The organism is Nocardia sp. NPDC003183 (assembly GCF_053590715.1).
Genome location: NZ_JBSFTG010000001.1, coordinates 65324 through 77053 on the forward strand (window position 1 = coordinate 65324; position 11730 = coordinate 77053).

General features: G+C 67.3%; 11 protein-coding genes. 5 read left to right on the forward strand and 6 right to left on the reverse strand.

Annotated elements, in window-relative coordinates; translation table 11 throughout:
* Positions 1–77 precede the first annotated feature (77 nt).
* Together ACWDXS_RS00320 and ACWDXS_RS00325 are read left to right on the forward strand one after the other, a co-directional pair.
* Positions 78–587, forward strand: coding sequence for a DoxX family protein (locus ACWDXS_RS00320; RefSeq protein WP_449960411.1), 510 nt, complete (start codon positions 78–80; stop codon positions 585–587).
* A 19-nt stretch (positions 588–606) separates the two neighbouring features.
* On the forward strand, positions 607–2118 hold the full coding sequence (locus ACWDXS_RS00325; RefSeq protein WP_449960414.1) for a class I adenylate-forming enzyme family protein: 1512 nt from the start codon (positions 607–609) through the stop codon (positions 2116–2118).
* 77 nt (positions 2119–2195) lie between these two features.
* On the opposite strand, the gene ACWDXS_RS00330 is transcribed toward ACWDXS_RS00325, so the two are convergent.
* The 4 genes from ACWDXS_RS00330 to ACWDXS_RS00345 are packed head-to-tail and all read right to left on the reverse strand — an operon-like array spanning position 2196 to position 5723.
* The gene (locus ACWDXS_RS00330) at positions 2196–2618 is read right to left on the reverse strand and encodes a PaaI family thioesterase (protein WP_378992937.1); all 423 of its coding nucleotides are present in this window, start codon (positions 2616–2618) and stop codon (positions 2196–2198) included.
* Positions 2615–4120: a class I adenylate-forming enzyme family protein gene (locus ACWDXS_RS00335; protein WP_449960418.1), complete on the reverse strand. Its 1506-nt coding sequence runs from the start codon at positions 4118–4120 to the stop codon at positions 2615–2617. Before ACWDXS_RS00335 ends, ACWDXS_RS00330 begins: the two co-directional genes overlap by 4 nt.
* Positions 4120–4935 (reverse strand): enoyl-CoA hydratase/isomerase family protein, encoded by an 816-nt coding sequence (locus ACWDXS_RS00340; protein WP_067447008.1) that lies wholly within the window; start codon positions 4933–4935, stop codon positions 4120–4122. Before ACWDXS_RS00340 ends, ACWDXS_RS00335 begins: the two co-directional genes overlap by 1 nt.
* Positions 4920–5723 carry an enoyl-CoA hydratase/isomerase family protein gene (locus ACWDXS_RS00345; protein ID WP_067447006.1) on the reverse strand — a complete coding sequence of 268 codons (804 nt, stop codon included), beginning with the start codon at positions 5721–5723 and terminating at the stop codon, positions 4920–4922. The genes ACWDXS_RS00340 and ACWDXS_RS00345 overlap by 16 nt, the downstream gene beginning before the upstream one ends.
* 109 nt (positions 5724–5832) lie before the next feature.
* Here ACWDXS_RS00345 and ACWDXS_RS00350 point away from each other — a divergent pair, with 109 nt between their 5' ends.
* On the forward strand, positions 5833–7083 hold the full coding sequence (locus ACWDXS_RS00350) for a CaiB/BaiF CoA transferase family protein (RefSeq protein ID WP_449960423.1): 1251 nt from the start codon (positions 5833–5835) through the stop codon (positions 7081–7083).
* Positions 7084–7153: 70 nt separating this feature from the next.
* Complete coding sequence (locus ACWDXS_RS00355) at positions 7154–8053, forward strand: enoyl-CoA hydratase/isomerase family protein (RefSeq protein ID WP_449960426.1); 900 nt, start codon at positions 7154–7156, stop codon at positions 8051–8053.
* Between the two features lie 57 nt (positions 8054–8110).
* Here ACWDXS_RS00355 and ACWDXS_RS00360 read toward each other — a convergent pair whose 3' ends face one another.
* Both ACWDXS_RS00360 and ACWDXS_RS00365 read right to left on the reverse strand, forming a co-directional pair.
* Positions 8111–8875 (reverse strand): SDR family NAD(P)-dependent oxidoreductase, encoded by a 765-nt coding sequence (locus tag ACWDXS_RS00360; RefSeq protein ID WP_449960429.1) that lies wholly within the window; start codon positions 8873–8875, stop codon positions 8111–8113.
* Between the two features lie 57 nt (positions 8876–8932).
* A complete protein-coding gene (locus ACWDXS_RS00365; RefSeq protein WP_449963347.1) occupies positions 8933–10108 on the reverse strand; it encodes a cytochrome P450 in 1176 nt (391 codons plus the stop codon).
* 333 nt (positions 10109–10441) lie between these two features.
* Here ACWDXS_RS00365 and ACWDXS_RS00370 point away from each other — a divergent pair, with 333 nt between their 5' ends.
* Positions 10442–11671, forward strand: coding sequence for a cytochrome P450 (locus ACWDXS_RS00370; protein WP_449960432.1), 1230 nt, complete (start codon positions 10442–10444; stop codon positions 11669–11671).
* Positions 11672–11730: the final 59 nt, after the last annotated feature.

An 11730-nucleotide genomic window follows, 5' to 3' on the forward strand; every position in this document is an offset into this window, starting at 1 on the left:
CCAGCGGTAAGTAATACGGGAGCTGTGTCGAGCATCGTGCTCACGGCGCGGACCTCGATGGACAGGGCGGTACAACGATGACTGCGTACGACACGGGCGTGCTGATTCTCCGAGTGTGTCTCGGCCTCACCATGGCCGCGCACGGCTACCAGAAGTTCTTCGGGGGTGGGCGGATACCGGGCACCGCCCGCTGGTTCGACAGCATCGGGATGCGGCCGGGCATCGTGCACGCGCGCCTCGCCGCGAGCAGCGAGATCGGCGTCGGCCTCGCGCTGGCCTTCGGGTTGCACACACCGATCGCGGCGGCGGGTTTCGTCGCGCTCATGCTGGTCGCCGCGTGGACGGTGCACAGGTCCAAGGGCTTCTTCATCGTGGGAGAGGGCTGGGAGTACAACCTGGTGCTGGCGGTGGGCGCGGTGAGTGTGGCCACCCTCGGTCCCGGCCGGATCAGCCTCGACCAGCTGATCTTCGGCACCGACCGGGTGGACGGCTGGTGGGGATTCGGCCTCGCCGTCGGCCTCGGCCTCGCGGCCGGGGTCGGCCAGCTCGCACTGTTCTACCGGCCGCCGGCTCCCGCCCGGTCCTGAGTGAATCACAGGGCGACAGATGTCGATACAGGATCACGACGAGAGCTCCGCCGCGACCGAGCTCGTGACAACACTCGCCGAGGGGCTCGCGGGCTTCGGCGAGCGGCCGTGCATAGAGTTCGAGCGGCGCTGGTATTCCGGCAACGCCGTGCGAGCCTACATCCACCGGATCACCGCGGAGTTGGACCGTGCGGGCGTGCGCGCCGAGGACCCGATCGGGATCGTCGTCCGCAATCGGGTGCCGCACGCGGCCGCGATCCTCGGGTTCATCACGCAACGTCGTCCGGTCACGATGATCAACTCGTATCAGTCGGCCTCGGGCATCGCCCGCGACATCGAACAGACGCGTCCGGTCGCGGTGATCGCCGATCGGCGGGACTGGACGGCGCCGGTTCTGGCCGCCTGCGAGCGGGTGGGCGGTGCCGGGATCGCGGTGGCGCTGGAGGAGCCCTCGGTCGAGACCGTCGTGCACGGTGACCGGTCGACCGGCCGAGTCGCCGATCAGGTGACATCCGTGCCCGGCTTGCACATCCTGACCAGCGGAACGACCGGCCCACCCAAGCGGGTGCCGATCCCCCTGTCGGCGTTGGGACATACGGTCCGCACCATGACCGGCGGGGTGACCGTCGCCGATCCCGACGATCCGCCGGAATTGGTGTACTGGCCGTTCGGGAGTATCGGTATCTGTCAGCTGCTCGCGGCGCCGTTCCTCGGCAAACGCATGGTGTTGCTGGAGAAGTTCACGGTCGAGGAATGGGTGCGGGCGGTCAAGACCTACCGGGTCACTCGGACCGGCGTGCAACCGACGATTCTGCGCATGCTGCTGGAAGCCGAGGTGCCGCCGCAGGACCTGTCGTCCCTGGAATATCTGCCGGGTGGATCCGGCCCGCTCGAGCCGGAACTGCGTGCGGAATTCGAACGCCGCTACGCCATTCCACTGCTGTGGGCCTATGGCGCCACCGAGTTCGCCGGCTCGGTGTGTGCGTGGACGCCGCAGTTGTACGAGCGATTCGGTGCGACCAAGGCCGGCAGCGTCGGTGTGCCGCTGCCCGGAGTGCGCGTGCGGATCGTCGACGCGGTGACCGGTGCGCAGGTGGGTGTCGGCGCGACGGGACTGCTCGAGGCCGAGGTGGCCGCGCTCGGTGCCACCTGGGTACGGACCACCGATCTGGCCTCCGTGGATGCCGACGGGTTCGTGACGATTCACGGGCGAGCCGACGGCGCGATCAATCGTGGCGGTTTCAAGATCCTGCCCGAAACCGTGCGTGCCGCCCTGCTCACCCATCCCGCGGTACGGGATGCGTGTGTTGTCGGCGTCCCGGACGGCCGATTGGGTCAGGTACCTTTCGCCGCCGTGCAGCCGCGTCGCGAAGTGCCGAAACCCACGGAAGCGGACCTGATCGCACACCTGCGAGACCAGCTGCCGAGCCACCACGTGCCCGTCGCGATCGCCGTCGTCGACGATCTTCCGCGCAATGCCGCGCTGAAGGCCAGGACGGACGCGGTGGCCGCCCTGTATGCCGGGCGTTGACATCGACGGGTCTCGGCGCGACTGGTTGATCGCGCCGGGACCCGGCCGATGTCGAAGGCGTAGCGCCTGTTCGGGTGCTAGCTGCCCGTGGTTGCAGATCCGTCCGTCGCGAAGCTCACCGTCGCGAAATTCACGGTCGCCAGCGCCGCCAACGCGCCGTCCTCGCCGTCGAATACCTCGACCTGGACCACGATCGACCGTTTGCCCGCGTGCACGATCTTGCTCACCGCGCGCGCGGTGCCCTCGGTGATCGGGCGGAAGTAGCGCACACTCAAATCCGAGGTGACGATACCGGCGTTCGGTGGACGGGACTCCAGGGCGAGGGTGCCTGCCGCGATGTCGGCCAGTGTCGCGATCAAGCCGCCCTGCAGCCCACCGGAGGTGTTGACCACGTGCGGCGCGACGGGCAGCTCCCAGATGAGCGAGCCGTCGAGGTCGGTCGCCTTGCGGAAGCCGATGTGGTCGAGTAGTCCAGTGATCTCTCGGATGGTCGACATCATGTCGGATCACCACTTTCGGAATGTGGCCGTGGGCCGATGGGGGTTGCGGTGAAGTGCGCACGGACCGCGGACAGGTCCGCCTTGCCCGACGGGGTACGCGGAATCGCCTCTACGACAGCGATATCGGTGGGGATCTCGTAGCGGGCCAATCGAGTGCTCAGGTAGTCGACCAGCTCGTCGACCTCGGTGTGGCGACCCGCGCGCAGCTCGACCATGGCGACCGGGGTCTCGCCGAGCCGGTCGTCGTTCCTGGCGACGACCGCGGCGCCACCGACCGCGGGATGTCCCTCCAGCGCGGCGCGCACATCATCGGGCATGATCTTGAATCCACCGCGGATGATGGCCTGATCGGCACGTCCGAGAATCCACAGGAACCCGTCGGCGTCGATGCGGGCGATATCGGTGGTCCGTACCCAGCTCGCGGTGGGACCGAGCTGGCCGGGCGCGACCTCGAGCAGGCCGGGCACATCCGGCCCGAGCGCGGTGCCGTCCTCGTCGACCACCCGCAGGCGGGCGCCGCCACTGGCACGGCCGACGCTGCCGCGCTTGGTATTCCAGAACTGCCGGTGGTCGGGAAGCGTCCAGCCGGCGACGCCGCCGCCGAACTCGGTGGCGGCATACGACGTCAGGACCGGGATGCCGAACTTGTCCTGGAAGGCGTCGGCATCGGCGGCCGACAGCGGTGCGGTGCCCGAGGTGACCACCCGGACGCCGTCGAGATCCCTGGGGCCGAGGTCGGAGTGCAGCACCATCCGCAGGGCGGCGGGTACCAGTGACACCGCGCCCGGCCGGTGCGCCCGCACCGCCGCCGCCCAGCGGTCGAGGTCGAAGCGCGGCAGGAAGACGAACGGCCTGGCATCGACGACACACTGCAGAATGCGGAAGATACCGCCGATGTGCACCAACGGGGCATTGACGATCGCGACGCCACCGCGCGGTGCGGTCGGCGCGGCAGCCTGCTCGAAGTCGGTGCCGATGACACTGCGTGCCAGCATGTCGTAGGTGATCTCGACACGCTTGGGCGGCCCGGTGGTCCCGCTGGTGAGCATGCGGACGGCGATTCCCGGCAACGGGGTGCCCGCGTTGTGCTCGCCGACCGACTCGCTGGGGATCGGTGCGGTGTCGAGGTCGGCGATGGTCACGGTCGCGGCCCCCGGCCCGACGAGGCCGGTCAGGTCCGCCTGCCCGCCGATCACCAGTGGCAGGTCGAGCGCGGCGATATCGGACCGGGTGCGGTCGTCGCCCCGGGCGGGGTTGATCACGACGACCGTGCCGCCGCTGAGCAGAACGCCGAGGAACGCGGCCACGTGTTCGGGGCGGTTGCGCAACAGGATGCCGACCTGGCACGGCGTTGTGATCAGCGCGCTGACGCGGCGCGCGGTCTCGGCGAGTTCGCCCCAGCTGTGCCAGGTTCCGTCGAATTCGATGGCCCGTGAACTCGGCGCCAGGTCGAGGACTCCGGCGATGCGCCCGCTCAGTGGATGGTCGTGGGTGTCGGTCATCAACGAATCCTCGGTTCGGTCGAAATGCCGCGGCGTTGTGCATCCCCCGCGGCGGCGGCGAGTTCCGCCTTGGCGATCGGGTTGCCCAGGCGGGTGTAGATCAGGCCCTGATCGAGTGCGGCCCGGTAGGGCTTGTCCAGCGATTCCCAAATCGCCTTCACCGTGCCCTGGGTCGCCGTCGGCGGCTTGGCCGCGATGCCGGCGGCGATGGCGTGCGCGCGTTCCCAGAGTTGTTCGCGGGTCACGATTTCGGTCACCAGGCCGATGCGCAGCGCGGTCTCGGCGCAGACCCGTTCGTCGTTACCCATCAACGCGATGCGCAGGGTCTCCCCGAGCCCGACCCGGCGCATGAGCCCGATCGGCTCCAGCGCGCAGACCAACCCCGCCGACACATGGGAGTCGAAGAAGGTGGCATCGTCGGAACAGATCACCACGTCGGACTCGTTGACGAAGTAGAACGCTCCCGCCGTGCACAGGCCGTTGACCGCGCACACCACCGGTTTCCACATCTTCTGCCACTTGGGGCTCAACAGCTCGCCGGGGTCCTCGTGGTGCCAGATCCCGTCGGGTTGGCCGTAGGCGGACTTGATGTCGAGTCCCGCGCTGAAGGCGCGAGTGCCCGCCGCGCGCAGGACGACCGCGTTGACCGAGTCGTCGAGCCTGATCCGGCGCCACGCGTCGCGCACCTCCTCGCACATGGTGCGGTTGAAGGCGTTGAGCCGTTCGGGACGGTTCAGGGTGAGGGTGGCGACCCGGTCGTCGGCGTCGATATCGAGCGTGATCGTGCTGTAGTCGGCGCTCATCGGCACTGCCATTCCGGGGCGCGCTTCTCCACGAACGCACGTGGTCCCTCGAGCGCGTCCTCGGTGCGGGTGACCCGTTCGCGGAACGACTCGGCCAGCATCTCGGCCTCGTGCATCGGCACGTCCAGGCCCTTGACGATCGCCAGCCGAGTGCCGCGCACCGCCAGCGGCGCATTGGAATTGAGGATGTCGGCGATCTCGCGAGCCCGCTCGAGCAGGCGGTCGTGCTCGACGACCTCGGTGATCATGCCCAGTTCGTAGGCGCGCTGGGCGCTCATCCGCTCGTGCTTGCCCATCATCGCCATCCGCAGGGCCACGGTGCGCGGGAGCACCCGCGCCAGACGGACCACCTCTCGGCCCGCGACGAGCCCGATGCTCACATGGGGATCGAAGAAGGTGGCTCGATCCGAGGCGATGATGATGTCGCCGGTGGTCACCCAGTCCAGGCCCGCGCCGCAACAGATTCCGTTGATCGCGACGAGGATCGGTTTGGTCATGGTCCGGAAGGGCGGGGTGCCCTCCTGCGGAGCCTCCCACTGCTCGTAGGTCGACAGGTACGGCTTCTCGTTGAGGACCTTGCCGTCGCCGGGGATGGCCTTGACATCGGCGCCGGTGCAGAAGGCACGACCGTTCGCGGTCACGATGAGCAGCCAGACCTTGTCGTCGTTCTCGGCCTCGTCGTAGGCGGCGCGCAGTTCGGTGATCATGTGCGGGCTCAGCGCGTTGAGGGCCTCGGGCCGGTTCAGCGTGATGGTGGCCGTGTGCCCGTCTACCTCGTAGCCGATGGTGTCGAACGGCATGCATTCCTCCTGGGGGACAGGGCGTGGCCCATACTGTTAGATATACAGTAGACAATACCGTTATGGTTCTGCCAAGGTGACGTGAAGTACCGACGAGGAAAGAGTGGCGATGGCCGAGAACGGGACCACACCTTCGGGCGGCACGGGAGCCGACCGGCCCGCCGGGGGGAGTACGACCAGGGGCGTCCTCGACGGTGTGCGGGTGCTCGACTACGGCCGGTTCATCGCCGCCCCGTGGTGCACCGCGATCCTGGCCGACATGGGCGCCGATGTCGTCCGCGTCGAGAAGCGCGAGGGCGGCGAGGACCGTTGGGTGCAGGCGGTGACCGAGGGCGGCGAGGGCGGCACGTTCCTGCAGTGCAACCGCAACAAGCGGTCGCTGACTCTGGACTCGACCACACCCGACGGCGCCGAGATCACCCGGCGCCTCGTGGCAGGCGCCGACATCGTCGTCGCCAACATGCCGTTGGCCGGAATGCGGGCCAGCGGACTCGATTACGACACCCTGCGCGCGGTCAAGGCCGACATCATCCTGGCCAGCGCCACGGCCTACGGCGAGGGCGGTCCCTACAGTGACCGCATCGGTTTCGACGGTGCGGGCCAGGTCATGTCGGGCGCTACCCACCGCCAGGGCCTGCCCGAGCAGCCGATCCGCACCACAGTCCCCTACACCGACTTCGGCACCGCGATGACACTGGCCATCGGGGTCATGATGGCCCTGTTCCACCATCGCGCCACCGGCGAGGGCCAGCACGTCGAGGGCGCGCTGCTGCCGACCGCGCTGATGATGAGCAACGCGTTCCTGATCGAGCGCGACCTGCTCGGCGTCGACAAGCCGCGCATGGGCAATCGGGGAACCTCGGTCGCGCCGTGCGACCTCTACGAGGTCACCGACGGCTGGGTGCTGCTCCAGGTGGCCGGGCAGCCGATGTTCCGTCGCTGGTGCCGGTTGATCGGCCGGGAGGACCTCATGGACGATCCGCGCTTCGCCGATGACGACCTGCGCTGGCAGAACGGCGACTTCCTCAACGACCTCATGCAGGACTGGTGCCGGGGTCGGACCAAGGCCGAGGTGCTCGCTGCGCTCGAACAGTTCAAACTGCCCGCGGCGCCGATGCACAGCACCCACGACGTGCTCGAGGACCCGCACGTCGAGAAGCTGGGCTACCTCGAGCGGATCGACTATCCGGGAGCGTCGAAGCCGGTGCCGATCGTCGGAACCCCGTTCCGGATGTCGCGCACACCGGGACGGATTCGGCGGCGCGCGCCGCTGCTGGGCGAGCACACCGGGCAGATCCTGGCCGATCTCGGCTACAGCCCCGACGAGGTGGCCGACCTGCGCGAGCGGCAGGTCGTCTGATGACCACGCCGACCACCGCGCGCTACGGACAGCGCGCGCCCATCCCCCTCGAACAAGGAAGAGACAGTCGATGACCAGTTCCAGTACCGCCGAGGGCCGCGTCCTCTACGAGGTCGATCCCGATCGCAGGATCGCCACCATCACGCTGAACAACCCGTCGCAGCGCAACTCCTACAACGCCGCCATGCGGGACGGGATCGCGCGCTACCTGGACGAGGTCGCCGACGACGACGACATCACCGTCGTGCTGCTGCGCGGCGCCGAAGGGGTGTTCAGCACCGGCGCGGACATGAACAACGCCTACGGCTGGTACGGGGAGCGCCCCGCGACCAACGGTGACCGGCCCGCCAAGAGCCGACCGAGCCAGCGCCGCCGACTCACGGTGGACCGCAAGTCCTTCGGCTTCTACCACAACTTCATGGGCTTCCCGAAGGTCACCGTCGGCGAGATCAGCGGCTACGCGCTGGGCGGCGGCTTCGAGATGGCCCTGATGACCGACATCTCGGTTATCGCGCGCGACGCGAAGATCGGCATGCCCGCGGCACGGTTCCTCGGCCCGGCGCTGGGCAGTTTGCACATGTTCTTCCATCGGCTCGGCCCGGTGCTCGCGCGACGGATGCTGCTCACCGGCGACATCATCGAGGCGGGCATGCTCGAGCACCTCGGCGTTTTCACCGAGACCTGCGATTCGGCGGCGGTCACCGCGCGGGCGCGCTACTGGGCCGAGAAGGCGGCGAAGATGCCCGCCGACGGTGTCGTGATCGCGAAGGAAGCGTTCCGGATGGTCGAGCAGAGTCAGGCCTATCAGGGCGAGGAGGTGGCGAGCTATCTGTTCCACGCCTACGGGACCAATCTGCAGTTCTCGCCGGGGGAGTTCAATTTCGTGAAGACCAGAGCCGAACACGGCACCAAGGAAGCGTTCCGTCTGCGGGACGCGCACTTCCATGTGCCGGAGCCGGACCTGGGCTAGTGCGCAAACGAAGTCAGGCCCGGGTCCACGAGGACCCGGGCCTGACTTCGTCTGCGGTTACATCACCAGGCCGCCGTCGACCGGCAGGACCTGACCGGTGACGAACGAGGCCGCGTCGGAGGCGAGGAAGACGAACGCGCCCGCCACCTCCCGCGGTTCGGCCCAGCGGCGCAGGGGAATTCGATTCAGCATCTGCTCGGCGAACTTGGGATCGGTGCGGATCGTCTCGGTCATCGGTGTCGCTGCCGCGGGCGCGAGCGCGTTGACCGTGATCTGCTTGCGCGCCAGCTCGCGCGCGAGTGACTTCGTCATCCCGACGATGCCCGACTTGGCCGCCGAGTAGTTCACCTGCCCCAGTGTGCCGACCAATCCCGCCGACGAGGTCACGTTGATGACGCGACCGGTGCCGTCGGTCGCCAGATACGCCAACGCGGCCTGCGTGCACCGAAACGCGCCGAGCAGGTGGATGTCGAGCATCCGCAGCACCGATTCCTCGGTGGTGGCACCGAACATCGCGGGTTCGGTGGCGCCGGCGTTGTTCACCACGATATGCAGTGTCCCGTCGGCCAACTCCGCGGCGGCACTCGCGGCCGCATCGGCGGCGGCCCGGTCGCGAACATCGAGCGCCGCGGCGGCGGCTCGGCCACCGTCGGCGACGATCTTCTCGGCGGTGACCGCCGCGGCGGCGCCGTCGATATCGGTGACAAGGACCGCCGCACCCTGGGCGGCCAGCGCCGCGGCGACGGCCGCGCCGATGCCGCCGGCCGCACCGGTGACCAGCGCCGAACGGCCGGTGAGATCGAAGATGTTACGGGTGGTCACAGGGCTCCTCGGAGTCGAAAAGGGCACGCTCGGTAAGGGCCGTCGAAACGCTGCGCGTCAGACGGCATCGAAGGTCACCGGCAGCGAGCTCGGCGAGCGGAACGGCTGGCCGAAGATGTGGGGGTCACCGTCGGGCAGCAGGGTGATGTTGGTCAGTCGCGCCAGCAGCGCCTCCATGGCGACGCGCGTCTCCAAGCGGGCCAGGTGCAACCCGAGGCAGGTGTGCGCGCCCGCGGTGAAGCTGATGTGCGGGATGTGCGGCCGGAAGATGTCGAATTCCTCGGAACGCTCCCACCGGGTCTCGTCACGGTTCGCCGAGCCGAGGCAGACATCGACGACCGCTCCCGCGGGGATGGCGACGCCCTCCAATTCGGTGTCCTCGGTGACATAGCGCTGCACCAGGGTCAACGGCGTCTCGAACCGCAAGCCCTCTTCGATCGCTTGCGGGAGCAGACCGGGGTCCTGCTGAATCGCGGCGAATTGCTCGGGGTGGCTGAGCAATTGGAACAGCAGGTTCCCCGACGAGCGGTAGGTCGTTTCCAGGCCCGCGGGCAACAGCAGCCGGAGGAAGGAGTAGATCGCGCGATCGCTGAGCTTCTCGCCGTCGATATCGGCGGTGACCAGGTCGCTGATGATGTCATCACTCGGAGTGGCTCGCCGCTGCTCGATATGACCGAGGAAGTACTCCTTCAGTTCCTTGGAAGCTTGCAGCGCCCTCGGCACGTTGCCCGCGTAGCTGATGATCGCCACGGCGGCGTCCCGGAAGAAGGGCAGGTCCTCGGCCGGTAGCCCGAGCAGGCGGGCGATGACCCGGGTGGGGAACTCGAAGGTGAAGTCGCGGACCAGGTCCGCGCGTCCCTCGTCGATGAATTCGTCGATGAGTTCGTCGCAGATCGGGCGGACCACCTCGGGTTCCCACACGGCCAGCGACTGCGGCTTGAAGGCCGCCGACACCAGATTGCGGTGGGCGCGGTGCGGTGCGCCGTTCATCGCCAGGATGGTGGGGCCCATGAACACGCCGATCGTCGTGTCGTAGAGCTGGGTGCTGAACACCGTGTTGTTGCGCAAGACCTTGTTCACCGCGGACCACGACATCACGGCGTAGGTATCGGTGGGGCGCAGTTCCTTCGGGGTTCTGGAGTAGTCCATCACCGTCCCGTGGAATACGCCGCCCGCGCGCCGCCGCGCGGCGAAGAAGGGGTAGGGATCGTGGGGATCGGGAACGTCCCCCATCGTCTCTGCTCGGTCCTCAACTGGGCTGTTCACAGCTCACCTCTGGCTTCGTCACACCGTACGAGTATTGGGAGTAATACTTACTGTAAGACATACAGTATCTGACCGGCATCCGGGTCGGCAATGCGACTGTCGAGGTGGGAGCCTCGAGTGCGGGGCGGCGGGCGGTGAGAGTACCGCATCGATCGAGCGCTCCGTGGTAGTTACAGAAAGCTTGACAGTAAGGGTAACTATAAATCAGTCTTGTGGGCGAGACAACGCCGTCGACGCGGGTGCGTGCGAGGTGGTGGTTGCTGGGTTGCCAGCTCGGAACGGGAAAAGGTGCTGATAGTGATGCCGATCGTTGATGAGGCCGCGAACGTACTGGCGGATCCCTCCGCCTACGCCGACGAGCCGCGTTTGCACGCCGCGTTGGCCGCGCTGCGGGCGGACAAGCCGGTCTCGCGGGTGGAAGTGGCGGGGTACAAACCGTTTTGGGCGATCACCAAGCACGCCGACGTGATGGCGGTCGAGCGGGCGAACAGTCAGTTCACGAACTGGCCGCGCCCGGTGTTGATGACGGCGGAGTCCGACGAGATGCAAGCCGCGATCGGGATCCGGACGCTGATCCATATGGATGATCCGCAGCATCGGGTGGTGCGGGCGATCGCGGCGGACTGGTTCGGTCCGAAGGCGATGAAGGCGATGGGTGAGCGGATCGAGGAGCTCGCGAAACGATACGTGGATCGAATGCGGGACACGGGGGGTGAGTGTGATTTCGTCTCCGAGATCGCGGTGAATTTCCCGTTGTATGTGATCATGTCGTTGCTCGGGGTGCCGGAGTCCGATTTTCCGTTGATGCTGAAGTTGACTCAGGAGTTGATGGGCTCCGATGACGATGAGTTGAAGCGGTCGACGCCGCCGGATGAGGCGATGAACGCGTTGGTGGAGATGTTCACGTTCTTCACCGCGTTGACGAACTCTCGACGGGAGCAGCCGACCGATGATCTGGCGTCGATGATCGCGAACGCGAAGGTCGATGGTGAGCTGTTGTCGGATGTGGATGTGGTGTCGTATTACGCGATTATCGCGACCGCGGGCCACGATACGACGAGTAGCAGTATTTCGGGTGGTGTGCGGGCGTTGATCGAACATCCCGATCAGTTGGATCGGTTGCGGCGGAATCCGGAGTTGATGCCGGGTGCGGTGGAGGAGATCATCCGGTGGGTGACGCCGGTGAAGGCGTTCATGCGGACGGCAGCGCAGGATTCGGTGGTGAACGGGGTGTCGATTCCGGCGGGGGATTCGTTGTTGTTGTCGTATGTGTCAGCGAATCGTGACGAGGATGTTTTCGATGATCCGTTCCGCTTCGATATCGAGCGTGTGCCGAACAAGCATGTGGCGTTCGGTTACGGGGTGCATTTTTGTTTGGGTGCGGGGTTGGCGCGGATGGAGATCAGCAAGTTCCTGGGGGAGTTGTTGCCGCGGTTGAAGTCGATCGAGTTGGCGGGGGAGCCGGAGTTGACGGCGACGACGTTTGTGGGTGGGTTGAAGCATTTGCCGATCCGTTTCACCATCGACTGACCGAACAATCCCACCCTCCCCGAATCCCCGCGCGGTCCGCGCGACCGATCACAGAAGAC